19 protein-coding genes are annotated in these 26,764 nt (G+C 43.6%); 10 read left to right on the top strand and 9 right to left on the bottom strand.

Annotation, left to right across the window (positions count from 1 at the left end; genetic code table 11):
• Positions 1-233: 233 nt before the first annotated feature.
• Positions 234-398, bottom strand: coding sequence for a cupin domain-containing protein (locus JMY08_RS01170; RefSeq protein ID WP_201588833.1), 165 nt, complete (start codon positions 396-398; stop codon positions 234-236).
• Positions 399-557: 159 nt separating this feature from the next.
• Positions 558-1,331, bottom strand: coding sequence for an SDR family NAD(P)-dependent oxidoreductase (locus JMY08_RS01165; protein ID WP_201588978.1), 774 nt, complete (start codon positions 1,329-1,331; stop codon positions 558-560).
• 173 nt (positions 1,332-1,504) lie between these two features.
• Between JMY08_RS01165 and JMY08_RS01160 the strand changes: the two genes are divergently transcribed.
• Positions 1,505-2,434, top strand: coding sequence for a LysR substrate-binding domain-containing protein (locus JMY08_RS01160; RefSeq protein ID WP_201588830.1), 930 nt, complete (start codon positions 1,505-1,507; stop codon positions 2,432-2,434).
• A 327-nt stretch (positions 2,435-2,761) separates the two neighbouring features.
• Here the strand turns inward: JMY08_RS01160 and JMY08_RS01155 are convergent, their stop codons facing one another.
• Positions 2,762-4,378: an NAD(P)/FAD-dependent oxidoreductase gene (locus JMY08_RS01155; RefSeq protein ID WP_201588826.1), complete on the bottom strand. Its 1,617-nt coding sequence runs from the start codon at positions 4,376-4,378 to the stop codon at positions 2,762-2,764.
• Between the two features lie 481 nt (positions 4,379-4,859).
• Here JMY08_RS01155 and JMY08_RS01150 point away from each other — a divergent pair, with 481 nt between their 5' ends.
• Positions 4,860-5,141 carry a HipA N-terminal domain-containing protein gene (locus JMY08_RS01150; RefSeq protein WP_201588823.1) on the top strand — a complete coding sequence of 94 codons (282 nt, stop codon included), beginning with the start codon at positions 4,860-4,862 and terminating at the stop codon, positions 5,139-5,141.
• A 389-nt stretch (positions 5,142-5,530) separates the two neighbouring features.
• Here JMY08_RS01150 and JMY08_RS01145 read toward each other — a convergent pair whose 3' ends face one another.
• The 6 genes from JMY08_RS01145 to JMY08_RS01120 all read right to left on the bottom strand — a co-directional run bounded on the left by JMY08_RS01145 (position 5,531) and on the right by JMY08_RS01120 (position 15,764).
• Entirely contained in the window at positions 5,531-7,318 is a 1,788-nt protein-coding gene (locus tag JMY08_RS01145) for an aspartate:alanine exchanger family transporter (RefSeq protein WP_201588820.1), read from the bottom strand.
• A 9-nt stretch (positions 7,319-7,327) separates the two neighbouring features.
• Positions 7,328-8,707, bottom strand: a complete 1,380-nt coding sequence (locus JMY08_RS01140; protein WP_201588817.1) for a glutamate decarboxylase — start codon at positions 8,705-8,707, stop codon at positions 7,328-7,330.
• A gap of 350 nt (positions 8,708-9,057) precedes the next feature.
• A complete protein-coding gene (locus JMY08_RS01135; RefSeq protein WP_201588814.1) occupies positions 9,058-10,527 on the bottom strand; it encodes an efflux transporter outer membrane subunit in 1,470 nt (489 codons plus the stop codon).
• 158 nt (positions 10,528-10,685) lie between these two features.
• Positions 10,686-11,804, bottom strand: coding sequence for an ABC transporter permease (locus tag JMY08_RS01130; RefSeq protein ID WP_201588811.1), 1,119 nt, complete (start codon positions 11,802-11,804; stop codon positions 10,686-10,688).
• Entirely contained in the window at positions 11,805-14,576 is a 2,772-nt protein-coding gene (rbbA, locus tag JMY08_RS01125; protein WP_201588808.1) for a ribosome-associated ATPase/putative transporter RbbA, read from the bottom strand.
• Between the two features lie 114 nt (positions 14,577-14,690).
• A complete protein-coding gene (locus JMY08_RS01120) occupies positions 14,691-15,764 on the bottom strand; it encodes an HlyD family secretion protein (protein WP_201588794.1) in 1,074 nt (357 codons plus the stop codon).
• Between the two features lie 683 nt (positions 15,765-16,447).
• Between JMY08_RS01120 and arcD the strand changes: the two genes are divergently transcribed.
• The 8 genes from arcD (at position 16,448) to JMY08_RS01080 (ending at position 26,617) form a co-directional block, all read left to right on the top strand.
• The gene (gene arcD / locus JMY08_RS01115) at positions 16,448-17,884 is read left to right on the top strand and encodes an arginine-ornithine antiporter (protein WP_201588776.1); all 1,437 of its coding nucleotides are present in this window, start codon (positions 16,448-16,450) and stop codon (positions 17,882-17,884) included.
• 143 nt (positions 17,885-18,027) lie between these two features.
• Positions 18,028-19,272 (top strand): arginine deiminase, encoded by a 1,245-nt coding sequence (gene arcA, locus JMY08_RS01110; protein WP_201588741.1) that lies wholly within the window; start codon positions 18,028-18,030, stop codon positions 19,270-19,272.
• Between the two features lie 89 nt (positions 19,273-19,361).
• Positions 19,362-20,372 (top strand): ornithine carbamoyltransferase, encoded by a 1,011-nt coding sequence (locus tag JMY08_RS01105; protein WP_201588727.1) that lies wholly within the window; start codon positions 19,362-19,364, stop codon positions 20,370-20,372.
• A 166-nt stretch (positions 20,373-20,538) separates the two neighbouring features.
• Positions 20,539-21,492: a carbamate kinase gene (gene arcC / locus JMY08_RS01100; protein ID WP_201588724.1), complete on the top strand. Its 954-nt coding sequence runs from the start codon at positions 20,539-20,541 to the stop codon at positions 21,490-21,492.
• A 376-nt stretch (positions 21,493-21,868) separates the two neighbouring features.
• Entirely contained in the window at positions 21,869-22,405 is a 537-nt protein-coding gene (locus tag JMY08_RS01095) for a spore coat protein U domain-containing protein (protein ID WP_201588710.1), read from the top strand.
• Positions 22,406-22,411: 6 nt separating this feature from the next.
• Positions 22,412-23,173, top strand: a complete 762-nt coding sequence (locus JMY08_RS01090) for a molecular chaperone (RefSeq protein ID WP_201588697.1) — start codon at positions 22,412-22,414, stop codon at positions 23,171-23,173.
• Positions 23,124-25,595 (top strand): fimbria/pilus outer membrane usher protein, encoded by a 2,472-nt coding sequence (locus tag JMY08_RS01085; RefSeq protein WP_201588695.1) that lies wholly within the window; start codon positions 23,124-23,126, stop codon positions 25,593-25,595. Before JMY08_RS01090 ends, JMY08_RS01085 begins: the two co-directional genes overlap by 50 nt.
• A gap of 2 nt (positions 25,596-25,597) precedes the next feature.
• On the top strand, positions 25,598-26,617 hold the full coding sequence (locus tag JMY08_RS01080) for a spore coat U domain-containing protein (protein WP_201588693.1): 1,020 nt from the start codon (positions 25,598-25,600) through the stop codon (positions 26,615-26,617).
• The last annotated feature ends 147 nt before the right edge of the window (positions 26,618-26,764 follow it).

The following is a 26,764-nucleotide window of genomic DNA, read 5'->3' as shown; positions in this document are numbered from 1 at the left end:
ATATTAAATAGTGAATTATATTCATGTTTTTATAAAATGAGTTGGGAGTCAAAGCTTTTGATTTCAAGGCGCTTAGAATCTCAAAATCCATTAAAAATATAAAAGAAAATCCTCATCCCAAAAACATAAAAAATCCTTTCAAGCTTTATACTTTATAGCTTGAAAGGATTTATCGATCACATGTTTTTATCTAGGTAAGGATCTTAATATGGGGGTTTGATTGCGTTTGTTGGTCATACTGTTTTCCTGCTTTGATGAGCATGGTATGGAAAAGTGGACTCTAGCGCGTGTCGTACCATGCTCGTCGCGCTGGCTTCTTCACCGCCTGCTCTGTCTAGTATTACTCTCTCAAACCCAACTTGAGATGTTGTTTGCCAACTATATTTAATTGATAGCAAAGAGGCTTGCTGTAAAAAATCTGATGGTTTGACTCGTATTTATCCAACCTAAATGAAGTAAGAGCAATAACAGTATGTTATTGCTCTATAAATTTTCGCTCATTAAGCGCTTTTTAATTGTGCGTGAGTATCATTAAAAAACACTCTGCTCCATTGCTATTAGTTGCGTCCTGCCATTACGCCACCATCAACATCCCACACAGCACCCGTTACCCAAGCCGCTTTGTCACTTAATAAAAATGCAATAGTGTTTGCCACATCTTGTGACGTACCTATACGGCCAATTGGGTGAAGGCTATTAAAGCCTTGCAGAGCATCGTTTACTTCTGCTTTCGGGATAAACCCTTCATAAATTGGCGTTTGTACAACTGCTGGCGATACCGCATTAACGCGAATATTATGGGCCGCTAATTCCATTGCTAAATGCTGAGTTAGCGCATGTAAGCCCGCTTTTGCCATTGAATATGCTGAAGATGGTGTAGCGGCAATGGCTTGCTTGCCCCACATAGACCCTATATTTACAATGGCGCCAGAGCGTTTTGCTGAGACTAAATTAGCGACTACCTTTTGAGTAATAAAAAATAATGCGCGGTTAATTTGCATGTACTTATCGTAATCAGCTGCTTCGTGCTCTAAAAATGGTTTAGGGGCAAAAACACCAGCGGCATTAACCAGTAAATCTACGTCTGCGTGATCTTGCGAAATAGTGTTAATTAAGTTTTGTACGCTTTCATCGCTCGTTAAATCGGCTGTTAAAACCTCTACAATACCTAAAGATGATAGTTGCTCTTTTGCCGCTTGGGCTTTTTCTTTACGGTGGCCGACAATAACGGCTTGTCCGCCTTGCTCTAAAATCAAACGAGCCGTTTCAAATCCCATTCCGCTAGTACCACCAATAACGAGTAATTTTTTACCTGAAAATTGCTTAGTCATCATTATTTCTCCAAGCGCCCATTCGCGCTGCATTAGTTGTATCAATAAAACAAAATATCAAATTGCTTTTTAAGCAATTGACGAGTTGTTTGGCTTAGGAGGTATTTTTCACTTATTTACTTTGTTTAACAAACGAGATAATCTGAGCCGTCAATAAAGAAAAAGTTTACCGTATGAAATCACCTATACATCTCAATGCATTAAAAGCTTTTGAAGCCAGCGCACGACATCAGAGTTTTTCAGCGGCTGCTAACGAGCTAAACGTAACCCCCGCAGCGGTTGGGCAACTGGTAAAGACATTAGAAGAGTGGCTCGACACGCCGCTGTTTCATAGAATGAGCTCTGGTAAAACACGGCTTATAACTACTGAAACTGCGCAAAGTGCCTTGCCATTGATACAAGAAGGATTTGATAAATTAGCCCAAGGGCTAGATATTTTAAAAGACAATGCCATAAGCGGTGTATTAACAGTTGCAGTAAGCCCTGCCTTTGCCGCTAAGTGGTTATTGCCTAGGCTTCATCACTTTCAAGCCATTTGTACGCAAACCAATGTTAATTTAAATACAAATTTAAAACCGGTTGATTTTGCTTCTCAGTGTATAGATATAGGCATACGCTTTGGCATAGGTAATTGGCAAGGCTTGGGTGCAGAAAAACTAATGGATGAAGAAGTATACCCAGTATGCTCACCTACACTTCTAGAAGATCCAACCCGCTTCACCACGACTGACAAACTATTGAACGAAACCCTGATACACGATCAATCAATGGATGCCCATACCAGTTTTCCGTCGTGGTCGTCATGGTTAAAAAAAGCCGGTGTTACAGGCCCTCTGATTACTAAAAGCATTCAAATAAATAACTCTGCTGCCGTACTACAATCAGCAATTGACGGCCACGGCGTAGCATTAGCGCGCAGTGTAATGGCTAAAGACGACCTAGCCGCTGGGCGGTTAGTGAGATTATTTCCTGATATTTATTTTGAATCACCTTTGGCATACTATGTTATTTACCGCCCCGAATGCGTGGCGCTGCCCAGAATACAAGCATTTAAAAACTGGCTTTTCAAAGAGGTAGAAAATCAAGCTTTTAAAAGTGAGTAGTGTTTTTATAAAAATACACACCAATAAAGAAGATATTTATCAGAGTAAAAGATGACCTCTGTGGTTAAACACGTTTACTCCCCATAAACCTTCACTCCAAGTTAGCGACTTTATTTAATAAGGTAGCGTTTAATTTTGCATCTCTATAACAATTGACCACCACGAGGTTTCTTAACTGGAGTGAAGGTTTGTTCATGTAACTTTACAATGTCCTCATCCCAAAAACACAAAAAAGCCTTTCAAGCTTTATACTTCATAGCTTGAAAGGCTTTTTTGCTCGCATATTTTTATCTAGGTAAGCGTTTTAATATTCGGGTTCAGCCGCTCTTACTCTATATTCAACATCGATTTCGCCACAGCTTCGGCCACTTTGATGCCATCAATCCCTGCTGATAATATGCCGCCTGCGTAGCCAGCACCTTCGCCTGCAGGGAATAATCCTTTGGTGTTAATACTTTGAAATTCTTTATTGCGTTTAATACTGATTGGTGACGATGTTCTGGTTTCTACGCCAGTGAGTAACCCATCATCAGATGAAAATCCTTTGATTTTTTTATTAAATGCTGGAATGGCTTCACGTATGGCATCTACGGCAAAGTCTGGCAGTGCCTTGCTTAAGTCGGTTAAGGTAATGCCTGGTGTGTACGAGGGTTTTACATCGCCTAATTCTGAGTCTGGTTTACCTTTTAAGAAATCGCCAATCGTTTGCGCTGGTGCACTGTAGTCTTTGCCGCCCAATTCAAACGCTAAGGTTTCTAGCTGTCTTTGTAAGTCGATACCGGCAAGTGGGTGGTTTGGGTAATCTCGCTCTGGGTCGATGCCTACCACAATAGCACTGTTGGCGTTACGCTCGTTCCTTGAATATTGGCTCATACCGTTAGTGACAACACGGCCTGCTTCTGATGCGGCGGCAACCACGGTTCCGCCTGGACACATACAGAAGCTATAAACAGAACGACCATTTTTGCAATGATGCACCAGTTTGTAATCCGCAGCGCCAAGTATTTCGTTTCCAGCATTGTCACCAAAGCGTGCTTGGTCTATGGTTGACTGTTTATGTTCAATCCTAAAACCAATCGAGAAAGGCTTTGCTTCAACATACACGCCTTTATCATGGATCATTTGGAAGGTATCTCGGGCACTGTGACCAACGGCAAGAACAACATGGTTGGTTTTTAAGGTTTCGCCAGTATTAAGTGTCACGCCAGTTACTTTTGAGTCAGTGATGTGCAAGTCGTCTACGCGAGTAGCAAAACGGACTTCCCCACCAAGCGCTATGATCTCGGCACGCATTTTTTCTACCATGGTGACTAACTTATAAGTACCTATGTGCGGTTTACTGACAAATAAAATTTCATCTGGTGCGCCAGCTTTTACAAATTCTGTCATGACTTTACGGCCGTAATGATTTGGATCTTTCACTTGGCTATATAATTTACCGTCAGAAAAGGTACCTGCTCCGCCTTCACCGAATTGTACGTTTGATTCTGTGTTTAATTTGCGCTGACGCCAAAAGCCAAAGGTATCTTTGGTGCGTTGTCTTACTTCATTACCGCGTTCAATGATAATAGGTTTAAAACCCATTTGAGCAAGGGTAAGTCCGGCTAACAAACCACAAGGTCCAAAACCAATAACAACAGGACGCTCTGTTAAATTTTCTGGCGCTTCACCTACATATTTATAACTGGTGTCTGGTGTTGTTTTAACATGGTTGTCTGACTCAAATTGAACCAATAAATCATGTGTTAAATCCGAGTCGGTCAGTGTGATGTCTAGTGTATAAATTAATTGGATATTTCTTTTATTACGAGCATCATAACCACGTTTAAACATCACAAATGACGCCATTTGCTCAGCAGAAATTTTAAGTTTTGTCGTTATAGCAGTCGTTAAATCTTCAGGTGCATGATTTAATGGCAATTTAATTTCAGTTAAACGTATCATTGGTTACTCATAAACTCGTGTAGAAAACAGTCTCGCATTTTACTGGTACTGATACAAATAAGCGAATAAATATTTTACTTACGCAGGGTAAATTTGTGGATTTGTATTGTGGGTTGAAAATGACCCTTGCCGTCAAATCCGTACAGTCAAACTTGGAATATTTTACTTACGCAGCCTGACGGTAAAAGTCAGACCACACCTGTCTAGGCGATTTATAGCCCAAACTCTTTTGAATTCTCGTTTCACTGCGAGCACAGCTCTTGTCTTACGTCGCTGCAAATCAGTGCTTCATTTTATCCCTCCTCACTATAATCAAGCTCAATATACTTAATGATATACCCACTCATTCTTCCTTGCGGAGCAGTGCTCCTCACCCGAGAAACTCTCTATTGGCACGTTTTCAAATGAGTGAGGAAGAATAAGTGTCTGGAAGACACTTACCCGAGTGCAAGGCGGAGGGCTGTGCCCGTAGTGGTTGCCTTTGTCGCTCACTACCTTTGGTTATGATGTGGCGTGGCTGGCTGATGGACTGGAGCTGTCACCAACTGAGATGCCATTACGAGCAGCACCTTATTATGGTACTCATGCGTCGAGCCATTACCTATACGGGTTATTATCAGACAGCTTACCTGATGGTTGGGGAATGCTACTGATGGATAGGTTCTTTCGAAAAACAATGTTTCATGCTACGTCAATCAATGTTTTAGATCGCCTCACTTATATTGGTGATTCAGCAATGGGAGCGCTTAGTTTTGAGCCATAAAAAGACCTATTAGGCGCTGATATCGACATCACTGATTTCACTTTAGCCAAACTGGCCGCTATTTTATCTGGACAAGATAGTGACGTACTGGCTGAGCTCATCGTCATTGGTGGCTCACCACAAGGCGCAAGGCCAAAAGCACTTGTCCTATATGATGAAGTAACTGAGTTTATTTCTACTGACTTAACAAGCGAACATCTATCCGCAACGCTGTGGCTTATTAAGTTTCCTGCCCGATCTGAGCATAAAAGCGTTTGTCTAGTAGAGTCACTTTATGCTGATATGGCTAAGTAAGCATGCCTAAACATGCCTGCGCATCATTATTTTGATATTGATAGCGATTCGAGATTTTGAAATAATCATTGTCTACTAATTTCAGTCCTAAAAACTCAAGATAAAATCATCGAAATATAACCGCCAATCAAAGCTAAGACGGTCGTAAGCGCATAACTTACAGGGTAAGGTATAGCAGCAACTGAACTTTTTGACTCTTCCATAATGGCGTTTAGTCCAGGTGTACTATTTCTAGCGCCAGTGGCGGCACCATCAGCAATGATTGAGTTAAGTTTAAAGAATTTCACCCCTATCCAGAAGGCAACGAGCGGTGGTATTAACGCACCTGCTATTCCAATTACTGCTAGCCATAATAGAGTATCACCATGTAAGGCTGTAATAACTTTAGGCCCAACATTGGCGGCTAAAACTGCCACAAAAACGTTTAAACCAAAATCTTGCAAGAAGCTTCTGGCGCCTTCATGTATCGGACCACCAAACTCAGGGTTGCGACTGCGAAAATAACTAACGGCAATCCCAGCAAGAATACACCCTGCTGAAGTTCCTAGTGCAAATGGAATACCTGCAATTCGGACCGTTATAATACCGACTAAATATCCGATAACCATCGCAACGGCAAGATAAATTATTTCAGACTTCATGGTTGGTAATATTACTCGTCCTCCCAATCGTTTCCCTGCCATTTTTAAGGCCACATCCGGACCTGCTAGCCTAATCACATCTCCGAAAGAGATCTGTGTTTTAGGGCCTAATGGGATTTCATTACCTGATCTAAATAAAGCTTGAACCGTGACGCCTCCTATTCCTGACTCGCTGAGGTCATCAATATTTTGACCTGAAATATCATGAGAGCCAATGTGAATATCTGCAACTTCTATAGGAACATTGCGAGCCAATTGATCATCAGCTTCAGGTCCGATAAGCTCATTGTCTACAAAAATTAAATCATGAATATTGGCTCTAACCGTAACGATATCGTTCAGTTGAACGATAGGATCATCTGATAACTCCACAATCGCGCCACTTCTAACCAAACGTAGAATAGGCGCTTGCGGATACTCTTTGACTAACGCTGAGATACTTTTGCCAACAATGTTTTTGTGAGTCACATAAAAGGCACGTAAATCATACGGTGAAAAACCCAGTGTTAATGCCTGAGGTGCCCCAGGTAAAGGATCTGTCGCACCGCCATTATAATTAGCTTCAGCGGCTTTAGCCTCTTCAGCAGAGTTGTAACCAAAAATCTTAGGTAAATAGCGAATGAGTAAAATAATACCAACAGTGGATAAGACATAGCTAACGGCATAGGCTGCAGCCATATTGGCACCAACTTCTTCCGCTGTTATTCCTGACGGTGGTATATAGGCACCACTCGATAAAGCGCCTTGCCCCACTCCTAGTATGGCCGTTATGGTATAGCTACCAGAGATAAGTCCTGTTGCGTATCCAGGTGCTAAGCCTGCAAACTTTGCCCCAAAAAAACAGATAACCCAGTTTAATGACCAAACAATGACGCCGATACTAATGAATGCCAAACCGCCTTTTTTTAATCCAGAAAAAAACTGAGGTCCAACTTTAAGCCCTAACGCATACATAAAAAGGAGCAGCATAAAGGTTGAAAGAACCCCTGGTATGGCATAAGTAATATCATAAGCAGATTGTGCAATCATCGAAAGCACAACCCCCACCAGCAAAGTACCTGCTGTTGACCCTAAAGAGATATTCTTGATGCTACGATTACCAATATAAGTACCTAAAGCTAATGATAACAAGATAAATACTATGGGCTGATTATCCAGCAGTTGAAAAAATCCATGTAAGCCTGAAGCAGTAACAGGCTCTATCTTATCGAATATCTGACCGACTACAGTAGGATTACTCATAATGCTCTTCTATGTGTGATGAAAGGTACGAGTAGAGCTAGAATGTGAAACTGGATGCGCTTTATAGTATTCAACAGCGGCTTTAATATCACGTAATAACAACGCGGCCATATCTCGACTGATACCATGACGAATTAGAATACGTTGAATGACGGTGTCCTGACGATCGTTTGGTAGTGGATAAGAGGCTATTTGCCAACCATGTTGGCGAACTTTGTCAGATAAATCATAGAGATTGAAACCCCAGTCTCCTTCTTTTAGGGTATAACTAAGGGCAGGTAAACCACCTCGTCCATCATAAAACATCTCAAACGGACCTAACTTTGAGATTTCGTCTGCTAACCATTGAGCGGTATCTACACAGGCTTGTTGAACACCTCTATAACCTTCAAAGCCTAATCGTAAAAAATTATAGTATTGCGCGACAATTTGACCACCTGGTCGAGAAAAATTAAGCGCAAAGGTTGCCATGTTTCCACCTAGATAATCTACATAGAATATCAAATCTTCTGGCAAGTCTTCTTCTGAGCGCCAAACTACCCAGCCGACACCTAGTGGTGCCAGACCGTATTTATGACCACTCGCATTGATAGACTTCACTCTATCGATACGAAAATCCCACTCAAGTTCAGGTTGAATGAAGGGCGCTATAAATCCACCCGAAGCGGCATCTACATGAATAGGTATGTCCCATCCTTTTTCGCTTTGAATATCATCTAGCTCTTTTGCCATCGCAGCGACGTCTTCATACACACAAGTGTAAGTCACACCTAAGGTAGGAATGACACCAATGGTATTCTCATCGACATAGTCTTTTATTTTTTCGGGATTGGTACTAACCTCATTACCTTCAAGTGGAATTTGGCGAAGCTCAACATCAAAATACCGCGCAAATTTATGCCAACAAATCTGTACTGGCCCAACGACCAAATTGGGCTTTGAGGCATCTAATCCTGCTGATTCACGTTTTTGACGCCAACGCCACTTCATGGCTAATCCGCCAAGCATACAAGCCTCTGATGAGCCAGTAGTTGAGCAACCAAGAGTCGTATGAGCTTGTGGGCTATTCCATAGATCCGCTAAGATATGAACACAACGCGCTTCCATTTCAGCAGTCTGTGGGTATTCATCCTTATCAATCATGTTTTTATCGACACATAAGTCCATGATGTCATGAACCTCATCTTCCATCCATGTCGTACAAAATGTAGCCAGATTCTGCTTGGCATTGCCATCGAGAAGCAGCTCATCTTTTATAAACTGAGCAACAACTTCTGGCTGGGTACTGTTTTGAGGCAATTGAAATTTATTGAGTAGCGTATTACTCATTGGGTCTTCGTAAACGTCTTCGCTAATAGGATCTATCCGATTTCGGTTGTGTAAAGGCATAATCTAACGTTCCTTTATATGTTTGAAAACTCATTGTATGTGTCGACCTATAAATATTAGATACCTTTGCAAGTTTAGAATATGTTGCCTTATTGTTAAGTTAAATTTATATGACAGTTATGTTATTGTTAACTAAAGTAATATTTACCTTAAATAAATATTTAAATTAACTAACTAAATTATGGGCTATATTTGTAGGTATTAACTTGGAAAATCATAGTTACGCAGCCAGACGATAATAACTAAACTGCATTTTTAGTGATATCGCTGATGGCTTCGAATCTTGTTTGGTAGTCTTGGTGATAGTTCTACAGTTTTTTCAACATAGATCACTCATAAGCTATCTGAATTTACGATGCCTCCGCAGTGACATCCTCTCCCCATCCTCCTCCTAGTGATTTATAAAGGTTCAGTAGCATTTGTGCTCGAGCAAGCTGCGAGTAAATCAAGTTTTCTTGTATTTGTTCCGAGTCGAGCTGCGCTGTCAGAGCTTCATCTAACGTTTGATAACCATAACGAAACAGTTTTTCGGCATCGCTGGCACGCTTAGCAGACTGCTGATAGGCCTGATTCAGCAATTTTTGTTGCTGCTGTAGAGCCTGATGCGCCTGATAGGTATTATCCACCTCACCAAGCGCGAGCAGTAGCCTTCGATCATACTGTAGCAGCGCCGTTTGCAATCGAGCGTCTGCGCTTTCAATATTAGCCTCAATCCGACCATTCGTAAAAATGGGAACCTGTATACCCACACTCAATATACTGCCCCAACCTTTCAAATCTGGCACATCACTGTCAACGTCAATGCGTCCGCCTTGACCTAAAAAACGAATGGAGAAACGTGGCAATAGATCGGCTTTGGCACTTGCCAGTTTGGCAGAATAGGCATTGACTTGTGCACCATAGGCACGCAGATCTGGACGACGTTCTAGCAACCCTTGAGGCGTTTGGCCACTGGGCGCACTCGGTTGATGATTGAGAATGTCCACAGTCGTAGAAGGCAGCTCAAAACCTTGCGGTACTTGCCCGATAAGTACGGCTATGCTACGTACGTGCATTGCATACTCTGCATTGATTGTGCTTTTTTTCGCACGCATGGCATTGAGTTTACTTTGGACATTATTAACTTCATACATGGTGACTTGACCCGCTTGAAAATGCCCTTTTATATATCGCTCAAAGCGCGTCAATATCTCTACATTGCGGGCGGTAATGACTTCACGCTGCTGGGCGGCACGGGCTTGAAAATAGTGATCAGCAATTTGATCTGCCAGTAGCATTTGCGCGCCATATACTTTTTCTTGTACACCCAACGCCGCATAATGGGCGGCATCAGCATCACTTTGTTTTCTGCCAAATATATCTGGCTCCCACGCAGCAGAAAATCCTACATTAGCATGACTACTGTCTATGTCTTGGTGCGTCTCCAGCAGCGCTGTACTAGCACCCAATAGACGACTGAGGTTGTCATTTGCAGACAGATGAGCCGAACCATTTATAAGGCCCGCTGAAGCATTGACGCCAGCTTGTGGCCCAAGATCAGCAGTGGCAAGACGACTGATTGCCACTGCTTCTGCAAAACGACTTTCAGCGATGCGGATATCGGGGCTGTCTTGTAAGCCTTGCTCTATCAGGCGACTCAATAGCGGATCTTGCCATTGTCGCCACCAGTGGCTAATTTCTGGACTGCCCTTCGCCGCTTTGTTTTCGTCAAATGTTGTCGGAATAGAAATGTCACTTTGGCGAACAACCTGTGTGCTTTGGCAGGCGCTTAAGATCAAGACCAATGCTCCCAAACTCACAATTTTGGATAATGGAAACATGCGCTTCTTCTCCTTGTATTCTCTATCATTATTTTTAATTCAGTGCCATGGTCAAATATCAAACACGCCCTATAATGTCTCTTAGGACCAATCCTAAGATATCGGTATACGTATGACTGGTTTTGATTGAGCCAAATTGAGCCAGTCTGTTTTGCACATTATCCTAGCTTTTCAAGCATTGCTTTAAATCGTACTAAAGCAAAAATAAGAAACACGATGCCAATACCTGTCATGACTAATAGCTCAGGCCAAACAATGTCCAAGCCAGCATTACGGAATAAAACATTTTGAGTAAAGCTGACAAACTGAGTCGTGGGCCAATACTCGCTTATCATTTGTGCCGCTTCGGGCATATTGCTGCGCGGTGCTATAGAGCCAGATAAGAGTAATGATACGACTAAGACAGGCAACATCAATAAGGCAAACTGCGGCATACTCGGTGCCATGGTTGATAGCATAATGCCGAGAGAAGATATGGAGAACAGATACACGACCACACCACTACCGAATAAAAGCAGCGACCCGTTAATGGGAATGCCAAGCAGATACTGGACCACAAAAACCATCGATAACATGGAGGCACATAAAATCACCAAGCTATTGGCAAGTATTTTTGAAATCACGATTTCTGTTGTATTGACTGGCATCACCAACAGATGCTCGATGGTGCCACGTTCGCGTTCACGGATAACAGCGGCACCGGACAACCCTATTGCCAAGAGCGCAATCATATTGCAGACTTCCATAACTGGTGTGTACCAGTAGCTGTCTCCGTTTGGGTTAAATATCATGTTCAGTACTGGCTTGACCAATAACGGTGGATCGGCTTGTTTTAAAAAATCACTCACTTCCTGATTAAATATTTGGAGAATATAGGCTTGCCCAATACCTGCTTGAGTCATGGTGGTGGCATCAATTAACAGCTGAACTTGCGGTTTTCGTCCAGCCAGCACATCCCGTTCAAACCCAGGGGGAAATTCCAGCACAAAAATAAGCTTGCTTTTGTCCATCAATTCATCGACATCTTCGCGTTTCACATCGACAGGAGGCAGAAAGTAAGGTTGTTGTAGAGCATCTCGAATTTGTCTGGTCAGGGCTGTACGGTCTAAATCTATAATACCTACAGGCGCATTACGTACATCCGTATTGATGCCTTCTGCCACAGTATAAATAGTGACAGAGAACACAAAGCCAATCATGAGGAACAGTATCTTGTCTCCAAACAGACTGCGTAATTCTTTGATGGTTAATGTCCAGATATTTTTAAAAGTCTGCACTTATACCTCCTGCTTTTTCAGGAAAATAGAGGCAAATGTGATAAATGCCAAGGCAAAAGCGGTCAAAACCATGTACTCCGTCAAAAAACTGGACCAACTCAGTCCTTTAGTAAACCCGCCAATACTGATACGCTGATACCAAGATGCGGGGAACCCGACCCCAATGGCATAAGCGATGCCGTCCATACTAGAGAGCGGGTACAACAACCCAGAGTAGTTAATGGTGGGTATCAGAGTGACGATGGCGGTGACAAACAAGGCGGCAACCTGTGTGCGAACCAAACTAGACACTAAAAGCCCCAGTCCTGTAGACACATAGACCAACAGCAATGCGCCAAAAGACATCGCCAAAAAAGAGCCTTTTATGGGCACTTTGAACCAAAATATGGCCATGAGCACAAGTATGAGATAATTGATCAGTCCCAGAACGACATAAGGCAGCTGTTTTCCAAGTAGGTATTGAGGCACACTGGCTGGTGATGTGTAGAGGTTTGATATCGAGCCAACTTCGCGCTCACGCACCACACCCAGCGTGGTCATCATTGCTGGAATCAACATGAGTATCATCATTAGCACACTGGGAATGACCGCGTTCACACTTTTGAAATCTTGGTTATACATAAAGCGTGGAACCACTTCAGCGGCAGGGTCTAAATCGATAGGCAAGCCAGTATCTTGAAGAAGGTCTTTGATATATATCCTCATAATCCCTCCTACATAGCCCTCAATATTGGCCGCATTGAATGGCACTGTCCCATCAATATAAAAGCTCGCTTCTGGTTGTCTATTGGCCAATAAATCACGTCCATAATCCACTGGAATATCAATGACCAATTGCGTCTCAGAGCTTCTAAGCGCGTATTCAGCGGCCTTTATAGAGTCTACGGGTGACGTAGATGTAAAATATTCTGAGCCCGAAAAGTACTCCGTCAACTGTCGACTTTGTGCAGAGTGATCTTGATCCAGTATCGTATACGGTAGATCATGCACATCAAAAGAGATACTCCAACCGGTCATGACCATCAAAATAATGGGCCCAACGATAGCAAAGAACAGCCTGATTTTATCGCGTAATAGCTCTTTAAATTCGCGAGTGGCAAATGTCCAAACAGTGGTAAACCAATACTTAAGCGTGTCGGTTTTATTGGTTTGACTATCAGGTTCAGACGCTATGATCGCTGATTCTGCTGGCGTATTTTCAGTCGTGTCGTTTTGGCTGGTGGGTTCAGTGTCATTTTTTTCATCTTCGAGCAGATACTCTACAAAGGTTTCTTCGAGGTCCTCCGCTTGTTTATTATGTGTCAGCTCTGTCGGTGTACCAACGACCAGCACGCGACCACGGTGCATAAAAGAGATGCGATCGCATCGACTGGCCTCATTCATAAAATGAGTAGAGATAAATATCGTGATTTTATCTTCTCGTGAAAGCGTCAATAACTGTCGCCAAAACATATCACGAGCACCAGGATCGACACCTGAGGTTGGCTCATCCAAAATCAATACTTCGGGATGATGCAGACAAGCCGCTGCCAGCTGTAAGCGTTGGCGGATACCTAGTGACAATGAGGCTGGCGCTGTATCCGCCACAGCACTGAGGTCAAATTTATCTAATGCATCCTTTACAGCTTGCTGTCCACGCTCTCCTTCTATTTGATAAAGGGTTGCATGCAGCTCTAAGTTTTGACGTACGCTCAATTCTTCATAAAGCGAAAAAGACTGCGACATATAACCGACGCGCATTTTTGTCGCTATGTCACTTGCATCGATAGATTGACCCAGCAGTTTGGCTGAGCCTTCTGTTTTATCAATCAATCCAGTCAGCATCTTCATCGTGGTCGATTTGCCACAACCATTAGAGCCTAAAAAACCAAAAATCTCACCTTTCTCAATACAAAAGCTGACATTATCAACCGCTGTAAAATCTCCAAAACGTTTGGTTAGGTTTTTTGCCTCAATAGCTGGCGGTGCATCAGGATCAGGGACAAATGGCGTGATAACCAACGCGCCTGCATTCGTTTGTTTCTCTGGTGGCAATAGCTTGATGTAGGCCTCTTCAAGTGACGTGACATTCAGCTCTGTCATGACGGTTTGCGTCCGCTGATTGGCTAAGAGCTTGCCATCATCCATCGCTAGCAGGTATTCAAAATTTTTGGCTTCATCAATATAGGCTGTCGACACGATGACTGTCATCTCTTGACGTTCAGCTTGTAGCGAGGCCACTAATGACCAGAATTGACGGCGTGATAAGGGGTCTACCCCTGTGGTTGGCTCATCCAGAATCAGTAAGTCAGGATTGTGCACCAATGCACAGCATAAGCTCAGTTTTTGCTTCATTCCGCCCGATAGCTTGCCAGCCGCACGATCAGGAAACGGTGCTAGCCCAGTTGCCTCAAGCAAACGGGCTATTCGCACATGGCGCTCATGCGCATTCAATCCAAACAGTCGCGCATGAAATTCCACATTTTCATATACCGACAGAGTTGGATAAAGATTATGCCCTAAGCCTTGTGGCATAAAGGCGATATGTTTTGACAGCGCCTCACGTGCAGGTTTTTCTGCCATATCCTTACCGAATACTTGCACAGAGCCATTTTGAATGACCTTGACCCCTGCAATAAGAGACAACAACGTTGATTTTCCAACACCATCAGGACCAATTAGCCCAACAGTGCTTCCTTGTAAAATATTTAGGGAAATATTATCAAGAGCAACCGTCTTGCCATATGTATGCGAAACAGTGTTAATTTCAACGGCGGCATGTTGGCTATCCATACGTTATCTCACAGTTTGTATCGTTAATTTATTCATAAAGATCACTCTTCGGTTGTAAAACCATCTGAATAATTTATGACCTCATTTTCTGCTGTCATACTCGAACGTGAGAAACTAGGATTGGCCTTTTTTGGGAAGGTTTATAGCAAGGTTACTCGGCCATGCTACGTCGGTATTGCTACGTACATAACCATTACCTGTCATGCCGCCCTTGAGTAAGCCTTTGTATTCTTTGGCTATTGCCACAGGTAACTTGATACGCACTTTAAACATGAGCTTTTCGCGCTCGTTCTGTGTTTCCACTGACTTGGGCGTAAACTGTGCTTGTGACGCAATAAACGATACTTTTGCGGGCCACACACTGTCCAGACCATCCAGCACGACTCTCGCGTCATTACCGACTCGTAGGCCACTCATCTGCCCGTTAGGTAAAAAAAGAGTCATAGATACATCTTCTGTGTCTAGCAGGCTGACCATTTTGCTACCTGCTGCAATCACACTACCAACCTCGGCAATTCGGTATTCCACACGGCCCGCTTTAGGACTGCGTATCAACATATCGTCATTCATCGATGCGGCAGATTTTTCTTGAGCTTTGGCCTGATTGACGCCAGCATTTGCTTCCGCTACCTGAGCATCGATTTGTTGAACGGCTGCCTGCGCTTCTGCGTACGCTGCTCTAGCCGCTTGCACGACCGCAACTGCGCCATTGTATGCTGCTTGGCGTTTGGTCACCTCTGAGTCTGAAACTAAATCTTCGCGGCGCATCTTGCGGGCATTATCCAACTCCATTTTGGCTACTTTCTGCTGTTCAATCTGCGCATCAATTTGGGCGTTGGCACGCGCCATTGCCTGCTCTCCTTGCTTACGACCCGCCCGTGCCTGTGACACCATTTCATGTGCGCGCTGCTCGGTTGCCTGTGCCGCCACTAACTGACTTTCGCTTTGTGAGGAAGACAGCTTCACAAGCAGCTGATCGACATCGACATCCTCTCCTTCCGCCACCAGCATTTGCTCAACTCTGCCTGGATAAAGGCTAGCAATATCAAACCGCTCAAGCTCCAATCTACCATTTGAGCTGACTATTCCTAGCGGTAGGGCTTGTGCAAGCTGCTGCTGTTGCCAGTAATACCAACCAGCAGCGGCGGCCACGACAAGCAATAGAATCAAAACCCATGCTTTCTTCATAACGGTTCCTATATATTATTTATATGCGGAAATAAAACAGAAAATAACCAGCCCATACGTTTTTTAACCGTATTAGGGCATGTCCTCAATTTGAAATTTTAATGATTTTTTAGTATAGGGCGTGTTGAATATAGGAAATCAGGTCAAGCACATCTCGTGTTGATCAAGATGACTGGCAATATTGGCGCTGTGTGGATACAAGACAATTTCCACACCAAGGCGGGATGGTAAGTGATTTATATAAGATGTTCGGCATACAGTTGATTCATCAGATATTGGGCCGATTAGGACACGACCTAGTAAGAAATACCAATAAATCCATAATTATATTGTGGTTATGGTACTCGATACCACCTCAATACACCATCAGAAACTGCATTTATTTTGAGCATCCTATGATTCATCCAATATAGCCCTGCAAGTTTTTTGACCGACTCAGGAGACTGGTTGTACAAAAACGGCTGCCATAGCAAACGTTTTTATCATGAGTTATCACCGTTATTTAACTGGTATAGATACATAAATATTTTTAATGATGGCCATTGAGCTAACAAAACTATAATATTCCATGCTAATATTGTGGAGTTTTCATATATTAAATACTGTTTTTAAATATTCTTCAAGACCAAATCTATTTTGTTGCTTTCATATATTTCTCTATCAGAGAATAAAAGGTCTTCACCATGTCTGAAACAACGCATAATCCATCCGAGAAAAATCTAAACTTTACCGCACTTATTGCCCTTGTTGTAGGCTCTATGATAGGCGGTGGTATCTTTTCATTACCGCAAAACATCGCTGAAACCGCAAGCCCTGGTGCCTCATTGATTGGCTGGGTAATCACTGGCGTTGGCATGCTGATGCTTGCCTTCGTGTTCCAAAATTTAGCACATCGCAAGCCTGAACTTGACAGTGGGGTTTATGCCTACGCGCAGGCAGGTTTTGGTAATTATATGGGCTTCAACTCTGCATGGGGCTACTGGCTCTCTGCTTGGTTAGGCAACGTCAGTTACTACGTGCTGATATTTAGTACGCTGGGTTATTTTTTTAATGTGTTTGGAGATGGCAATACCCTAACGGCATTAGTAGGCGCCTCTGTATTATTGTGGGCATACAACTTCATGATTACCAAAGGTATCCAGACGGCTACCTCAGTCAATACGTTGATTACGATCGCCAAAGTGATACCGCTGTTCACCTTTATTGTCATTATTTTTACGGTCTTTAATATGGATTTGTTTAATAGCGATTTTTGGGGCAGAGAGACGGATCTAGGGTCAGTTCCTGATCAAGTTAAAAACATGATGATGGTGACGGTATGGGTATTTATTGGTATTGAAGGGGCCAGTGTCTATTCTGCACGCGCCAAAAAACGCTCCGATATTGGTAAAGCCACCGTATTGGGGTTCATTTTTACGTTAGTGCTGTTAATGCTGGTTAACTTTTTAGCAATGGGTGTTAGATCACTCCCTGAGCTGGCAGCGATGAAAAACCCTTCGATGGCTTATTTGCTGGAGTATGCCGTTGGCCCGTGGGGCGCGACCTTTATCTCAGTCGGTTTGGTCGTCTCGCTGCTCGGTGGTTTATTGGCTTGGACGCTATTCTGCGCCGAAGTTTTATTCGTTGCCGCCAAAGACGAAACCATGCCGAGGTTCTTTTATAAAACAAATGCCGTTGATGTGCCGGTAAATGCACTATTGGTGTCTTCTGCAGCGACACAGTTATTCTTAGTCATCACCTATTTTAGTAAAAGCACTTATAACAATATTTTTTATCTGTCCACTTCCATGATTTTGATCCCTTATTTCTTTTCTGCCGCTTATGGATTTTTGGTGGCCTATCGCAAAGAGGGTTACAAAGCATCCGAGAGCGCCAAAAAAGACATTGTTATTGGGGTAACCGCACTGTTTTATAGTATTTGGCTGTTGTATGCCGCTGGTATTCAGTACTTTTTACTATCCGCTTTGTTGTATCTTCCTGGTGTGGTTCTCTATATAAAAGCACGCAGAGAGCACAAGCATCAGCTGTTCAATACAGCCGAAAAAGTGGTGCTGGCAGTCATTACTGTCAGTGCCATCTATGCAGCCTATGGCCTGTACAGCGGTACGTTAAGCTTGTAGTAACCCTATTAAATAAAATGCCTTACCGTTGTAATCATCAGAAAATCCGCTCGTCGTAATTGTCACATCAGTTGCTTTTTTAGATTGTTCGTCCTCTAAACAGTGGTGAGATACTTGCACCCAAACCGCATAAGGATATAAAAATGTCTGACAAATCTTTAGGTGTTCATTCAGAAGTCGGTAAATTACATAAAGTTATGGTGTGTTCTCCAGGTCTTGCCCATCAAAGACTGACACCGCAAAACTGCGATGATTTATTGTTTGATGATGTCATGTGGGTTAGCAAGGCCAAAAGTGATCATTATGATATGGTCACAAAGATGCGAGATCGCGATATTGAGGTGGTTGAGATGCATCAACTGCTCGCACAAACCCTTGATAATAACGATGCCATGCAGTGGATTATGGATCACAAAATTACTGATAATCACGTCGGTACTTTATTGGCTGGCGAAGTGAGAGATTGGTTGACCAAACTTGAGCACAAGAAACTGTCTTCATTTTTAATTGGCGGCGTCACCACTGAAGAGTTACCGAATGATATTGGGGCGTCACTCAAAAAATTATCCGCACTGTCAGGTACGACTGAGTTTGTACTGCCACCACTGCCCAACACTCAGTTCCCTCGCGATTCCTCAAATTGGATATATGGCGGTGTGACGCTTAACCCAATGTACTGGCCCGCTCGCCAGCAAGAAACACTCCTTATTTCTGCTATTTATAAATTTCATCCAGACTTTAAAGGCGCTGATTTCAAAATTTGGATGGATGACACTGAAGAAGATCTCAGTGGCTGTAGTTTAGAAGGTGGTGATGTCATGCCTATCGGCAACAAAACCGTGCTGATTGGTATGGGTGAGCGAACGTCACAACAAGCGATTACCAGACTGGCCAAGACTTTGTTCATTGATGGTTCGGTTGACCATGTCATCGTAGCGGCCTTACCTAAGCAACGTTCTGCGATGCATTTGGACACCGTATTTACGTTTTGCGACATTGATTTGGTCAACGTGTTTCCGGCAGTGACAGATCATATTACGACTTTTCATATTCGTCCTGACGAAAGCAAGCCACACGGTATAGATGTGCGCGAAGATGACAGGCATTTTTTGAAAGTGGTAGAAGAAGCCGCAAGGGTCGATAAATTAAGAGTGGTAGAAACAGGCGGCAATAGCTACGAAGTTGAGCGTGAGCAATGGGATGATGGTAACAATGTCCTTGCCCTTGAGCCAGGCGTTGTCATCTCTTATGACCGCAACACTTATACCAACACGTTACTGCGTAAACAAGGCATTGAAGTGATTACGATTCCAAGCTCTGAGCTGGGCCGTGGACGTGGTGGTGGTCACTGCATGACTTGCCCTATCATTCGCGATTCAACGGATTAGGGCATATTGAACCCTACCTGCTCATAGCGCTACCAAATACAGTGATAGTCCAGCCAAAATAAACAAACACCAAAAATTAAGGAATTATCATGAGTTTCAATCTTCACAACCGTGATCTACTGAGCCTTATGCATCATAGTGAACGCGAGCTTACGTATCTTTTGGATATGGCTCGTGACCTAAAAAGAGCGAAATACTCAGGCACAGAACAAAAGCATCTTTTGGGCAAAAACATTGCTCTAATCTTTGAGAAAACCTCAACCCGCACTCGTTGTGCTTTTGAAGTAGCGGCATATGACCAAGGTGCCAATGTGACGTTTATTGGCCCGAACTCATCACAGATCGGCTACAAAGAGAGCATGAAAGACACCGCTCGTGTGTTGAGCCGTATGTATGATGCCATCGAGTATCGCGGGTTCGGTCAAGAGATTGTCAATGAGTTAGCAGAATATGCGGATATTCCTGTCTTTAATGGCCTAACGAATGAGTTTCATCCCACACAAATGCTAGCAGACGTAATGACCATGCGTGAGCATACTGACAAATCAATCCATCAGATTAAATATGCTTATTTTGGTGATGCACGTAATAACATGGGCCGCTCATTATATTTAATGGGCGCTAAGATGGGTATGGACGTACGCCTTTGTGCCCCTAAAGATTTATGGCCTGAAGCAGACTTTCTAGCCACTTGTGCAGACTTTGCCAAAGCATCAGGTGCCCGTCTTACTATCACTGATGATGTAAAAACGGCGGCAAAAGACGTTGATTTTGTTCATACCGACGTATGGGTATCGATGGGTGAGCCTATTGAGAGCTGGGCTGAGCGAATCGATGGGCTAATGGCCTATCAAGTCAATATGGATCTGATAAAAGCCACTGGCAATCCAAAAGTGAAGTTTATGCATTGTTTGCCCGCTTTTCATAATTCAGATACTGAAGTTGGTAAAAAAATAACTGAAGAATACCCACAGCTCGCAGACGGTATCGAAGTGACCGAAGAGGTATTTGAATCCCCTTACAACATCGCATTTGAGCAAGCCGAAAACCGTATGCATACGATTAAAGCCGTTCTGGTCTCGGCGCTTGGTAATATCTAATGTATGACATTAGCAGCGTGGGCTACTAATACAGTCAAATCACTTTAAAATCGATACAGTCCGACTGGGATGAATATTGCGGCGCCCCAGTGTTAGAAGCACGCAAGGAAAATTTATACTAGTCGCACGTGGCTATTAATGTATCAATTTTACTTAGGAAAATATCATGAGGTTACTAATTGCCTTAGGTGGTAATGCTTTATTAAAACGTGGAGAGCCACTATCTGCTCAAAACCAACGCCAAAATATCAAGACGGCCGTTGAACAAATCAGTAAGGTCACGGAGGGTAACGAGTTAGTTATTGCTCACGGTAATGGCCCGCAAGTCGGTTTGCTTGCGTTGCAAGGAGCGGCTTACACCGAAGTCGATACTTATCCATTAGACGTTTTGGGCGCAGAAACGGAAGGTATGATTGGCTACATCATCGAGCAAGAGCTTGGGAATGTCCTGCCGAGAGACTCATCCATTGCTACCCTACTCACTCAAGTAGAAGTCGACCGTAAAGACCCTGCTTTTAATAATCCAACCAAGCCTATTGGCCCTGTATACTCAAAAGAGGAAGCAGAAAAGCTAAGTGCGCAAAAAGGCTGGGTTGTTAAAGCCGATGGTCAATACTTTAGGCGAGTGGTTGCAAGCCCTAAGCCCAAAAGGATATTTGAGATAAAACCCATACAGTGGCTCCTTGAAAAAGGCGCGATTGTTATCTGTGCAGGTGGAGGTGGTATCCCAACGGCATTTGATGAAGACGGCTTTTTACAAGGGGTCGAGGCAGTAATCGATAAAGATTTGTGCGCCTCGTTACTTGCCCGTAGCCTTGAATGTGAGTTATTGGTGATTGCCACGGATGTGGCGTATGTTTATACAGACTTTGGAACTGACAAACAACGAGGCATCTTGCAGGCGCACCCAGACGCTTTAAGTGAGCTTGATCTTCCTGCGGGCTCTATAGGACCAAAAGTTGCAGCGGCTTGCGAGTTTGCACGTGCGACTGGAAACACCGCCATCATCGGCTCACTGACCAATATTGGTCAGACACTTGAAGGAGGTGGTGGTACTCGTGTCTCAACGGAGTACGAAGGCCTCACGTATGCCGCTGTCTCTCCGAAAAACACAGAGTAATTCTTCGATTTAATTCATGTTCTCACGATATAAAATATCTTTTGAGTCGCTCCTGAAATAATTGGCTTAGCAGTCTATTTTGAGTGGTCTATTGTTATGTCTCAGGGGTGCAAGTAATTGGTCTCATTAGAGTGTAGTCTCATCAAACCTATTGAACACGAGCGACATTAGATAATGTGGTTTGAATAGCTATAGCACTTGGTATGGTAAATCATTTTGCTAACTTATTTAAGAGTGTGCCTGCCAATATTAAAATTGTAGATTGCTAAGAAGACATAATTTCTGCTAGCTAGTTCGGCATACACATCGTATATAACTGATTGCGGTGCATGCCATCACTGATACACTAAACGATCTAAACCTTTGGAGGTTTACCATGCAATTCAATAAATCCTTAATGACCGCTACATTAGTTACTATCTGCGGTTTCGCTGCTATGTCTAGTGTCAATGCTGCTCCCAGTGCTGCTCCCAATCCTGCTATTAGTAGTTTTAACGTAAACCTCACAGTAAATCCTATCTGTACCGTAAAAGCCTCACCTGCAGATGTTGAGCTTGGAAATATTGACGCAGGACAAGCTACATCAACTGTGACTTCACAAACTGCTCTCGTCTTAAACTGCTCTACAGGTGCCATTGCTAATATTGGCTTAACGCCAGCATCAACCAGTAGCGCAGACGGTACGGGTAATTTGTTAGGTGGCGCAGGTGATCTTGAAACGATTGCCTATAAATTGACTTCCATTTCAGCTGAAGGCACTGCCTGGGGCGATGAGGGTAATACGGTCGCCACCGCAGCTGCTCTTAAGTACGCTACCGATATCTCAACTGCCATATTCGTCACAGTAACGGATAACGCTGACGTTACACCTGGCGCTTATACTGATATTGTTAAAGTTTCTGTAGCTTACTAGCCAGCCATGTTAAATCTCTGGTTACACCGTGTTGCAAAATATAGTGTGTTATCAAGCTTGCTGCTGTGTAGCAATTGGGTGATGGCGAGTGGGCTTCAAGTTTCTCCCATCTCGTTGAGCCTACAAGCTCGAGAAAATGCCAGTGGTCTGACCCTAAGTAATACCGGTGACAATGTGGTACATGCGCAAGTGCGTGTCTACCACTGGTCACAGGATGAAACAGGCGATCAGCTCACACTATCACGAGGATTATTGGCCAGTCCGCCAATGATTGAGCTCAACCCAAGCGACAAGCAATTAGTCCGAATTATCCGTGCTACAGCACCGCCGCAAGGCATTGGCGCTGTGGAAGATAGCTACCGGATTTTGGTTAATGAGCTACCGATCAAATCCCCTGACCAAAAGAGTGGCTTGCAGTTTGCATTGAGCTACTCCCTACCCGTATTTGTACAGCCCGCTGGTGTTGTGAAAACTAGTCCAAAGTTGCAATGGAGCACATACCTGCAGCCAGACGGCAAGCAGATAAAATTACGTGTCCACAATAGCGGTAATGGTCATGCTCAATTGGCAAGCCTAAGCTTTATAAATGCTGCTGGTACTAGCATTAATGTCCATAAAGGTTTGCTGGGTTATGTTTTACCAGGCGCTACCATGTACTGGACACTGAAAACACCACCCTCGGCACTAACGACAGGTGGAAAATTCAAGGCAATGATCAATGGAACTGAGACGACACAAGACGTTACGCTGGACAACTCCGATCGCTAGAATAGCCTTATTGCAAACCTTAATGATACCTATCAGCCATGCCATCGAACCAAACGATATCACGGCGAGCTCTACAGATCTTACCAACGACAGTCTCGCACAGCTTGATTTAAACCGTGGCAATCGTAACGAAAATGACCATCCAGACAAGCTTGATCTCTATTTAGAGGTTAGGCTTAACGGCGCAGACAGGGGCTTAGCCTCCTTCGAATACTATAATGACCAATTATGGGCCAGTATCAATGTATTGCAGCAACTCGGCTTTATATTGCCGCCCGATACCATCGAACCGATACCGCTAACTACCTTATCTGACATCAAGATTGATTATGATGCACGCCAGCAAACGGTCAACCTTATTGCACCACTAAGCATACTTAACCTTGCTACGACCGTCGTTAATACCCGCAATAGCAGACGCCCTCAACCGACCGCCTCGCCTGGTTTTCTATTAAATTACAACCTCTATGGTACACAAACTGAAAACAACGCGACCAGCTTAAGTGCTTATACAGAACTGCGCGCGTTTAATGACTTCGGTGTATTAAGCTCTACTGCCCTGACAACTGGCAATCGCTTTGCTGGTAGCGATACTAATAGCAATGATTGGGACAGCCGCACGGTGCGATTGGATAGCAGTTGGAGCAAATCATTCCCTGATAAGCTAGTTACCGTCAGTGCTGGTGACTTACTCACAGGCACACTATCATGGACAAGGTCGACACGCTTAGGTGGACTGCAATTTGGTACTAATTTTGACCTGCAGCCCTATATGACCACCACGCCTTTGCCATCGTTTTTTGGTTCTGCCACCCTGCCCTCAACGGTAGAGCTGTATATTAATGGTCTGAAGCAATACGGCGGTGACGTACCTGCTGGTCCTTTTGAGCTTAATACATCGCCCAGCTTTAGCGGTGCGGGCAATGCTCAGCTCGTATTGACCGATGCTCTAGGACAAAATACTACGCTTAATTTTTCGCTTTATGATGCCCATCGTTTGCTGCAGCCAGGGCTGTCCGATTGGTCGGTAGAGCTCGGTACCGTACGCCAAAACTATGGACTCAAATCTTTTGATTACGGCAGCGATATCGCCGGCTTTGGCACTTGGCGTTATGGGGTCAGTGATCGCTTTACCGCAGAGACCCATGCTGAAGTGACTGAAGGGCTTAGTAATGCTGGTGTCGGTGGCACTTGGTTATTGGGCAGTAGAGGCGGCGTCTTATTTGCCTCAATAGCGGGTAGCGACAGCCAAAGTAAAAGTGGATCGCAATACAGTGCAAATTACTCTTGGAATAACAGTCGCTTCCATATTGGTCTCAATGCCACCGGTACTCAAGGTGACTACCGTGACGTCGCCACACGCTACGGAGATGCTCCCAACCGCCGAAGTGAACAACTCTCAACAGGTTATAACACCCAATCTCTGGGTAGTTTTGATCTCAGTTATAATCAAGTCGCTTTTGCGCAGCAAGAGATTTCACAGTTTGCCAGCGCCTCTTGGCGAAAGTCCTTTGGGCGAAGTCTCAGCCTGAACGCTAACTACAATCATGATATCCATAATTCTGATAATAATAGCGTCTCTTTTGGGGCATCGCTATTCTTAGATCATAATATCTCGCTGAACAGTAGTGTGCAGAGCACCAACGAGCGTCATTCCTTGGTAACAGATGTATCACAATCAACACCAAATGCGGGCGGCATAGGCTGGCGCGCACAAGCAAGGCACAGTACAAGTAATAACAGTAGGGATAATAAAGGCAGTACCGATGGTTTAGCCGAATTGAATTATCTTGGTCCATACGGACAACTACAAGCTGGTATCAGTAGTAACAATGATAATTATTCTACTTATGCTAGCGGTACAGGCGCGCTGGTAATGATGGGCGGAGGCTTATTTGCCGCCCGCCAAATCAATGATGGTTTTGCTGTGGTCGCAACTGATGGTATCGCCGATGTACCAGTACTGCTGCAAAACAATGTTATTGGCAGCACTAATAATCGTGGCTTATTACTGATATCACCGCTGAACGCTTACCAAGAGAATAAGATAGCTATTGATCCCATGGATTTGCCTGCCGACCTGCGTATTGACAAGGTAAATATTAAAGCCACGCCGACTGATCGCGCAGGGGTATTAGTAAGCTTTGGCATCACAACGGTGCGCTCGGCATCTGTTATCCTCACAGACAGCGATAACCAGCCATTACCAATTGGCAGTCAAGTACAGTTACTCACGAATAAGGACGCGCCTTCGGCCATTGTTGGATTTGACGGCGAAGTTTATTTGGATACATTAGATGAGCACAACGTCCTCACAGTGATGACGCCCTCTAATGATAATTGTACGGTCAGCTTTGATTATCATAAACAGGGCGATGATATTCCACTAATCGGTCCTCTCATCTGTCAAAAGGTAGAATAATAATGAAGCTACTTCGGTGGTATTACAGTCCAATTTTGATGTTAGGCGCATTTTGGTTACCCCTAAGCAATACACAAGCAGCCGAGCCTAATTGCACGGCAATTGTGAACGCTAATGGAATAGTAAACCTAGACATCATTACTCCCGCTAATGCAAAAACTGCCAGTATCACTGTTCCCTTAAACTATACCTGTACTAATAGAGAAATAACTACAAGATATATATCGGTTTGCCTAGCAGTCAATAGTGGCGACCCTACTACACCCAACTTCCCCCCGCGCTATATGAAGAATACTAGTGATACTACGGAAAAATTGGCATTCACCATGACTTTACCAGGAAATGAGCTTTGGGGATCTCGTAATGCAGATGGCTCAGAGTTCAATTCAGGTCACCGTCAAACAAGCGGACGAGGAACTTTTTCAGGTAGCGTCCCAATTACGGTAAAATTACAATCCGTTAACGAAAACCTCTTTGCTACTCCAGGAGAATACAGTCTTAATTTTAATGGTGCGCATACTTTTTTGACGACCGAAGACCGCTTATTTCAAGTTTCCTCTGATTGCTCAGGAGTAGATCAGCAAAATCAGCGATTCCCATTTATGGTAAAGGCGACTGTCATCCCAAGCTGTTCAGTTACCTCTACCTCTGATGTCAATTTAGGTTCACATTCTGCAAATGAAAAGAATTTTACTGCTCAAAACAGCAGTGCTATCAATGTAACCTGCACAAAAGGTACACCCTATACGATTGGCTTAACACCATCTAATGGCAATCAAACTGGTTTAGGGGAGATGACTGGTACTAGCGGCAATACTGATAAGATAAATTATCAACTATACTCAACTCCTGGTATTGAAAATAAATGGGGAAATACTGCCACCTCGAATAATGTAGGGAACGGCGTAGTAGGTACTGGCGATGGAAACTCTCAACTAAAGACTGTCTATGTTACTGTTCCCAGTGCCGATTTTAAACCTGATAAATATACTGACATCGTGGGTATTCAAGTGAATTATTGATAACTGACCTATATTACCGATTTCATGAGTCTAAACTAAAAATCATTTAACCAAAATCCTGATGAAACATCGTTAAAGCAGTAGGCAAGCTGTCAACTAACAAAACAAATGACGTTGATAATTTGTCATATCTAGTGCCATAAGCGT

The sequence above is a fragment of the Psychrobacter sp. Pi2-51 genome (assembly GCF_904846665.1).
Classification (GTDB): Bacteria; Pseudomonadota; Gammaproteobacteria; order Pseudomonadales; family Moraxellaceae; genus Psychrobacter; species Psychrobacter glaciei.
The sequence above is the reverse complement of the archived record's forward strand: the minus strand, read 5'-3'. Positions and strand labels throughout refer to the sequence as shown.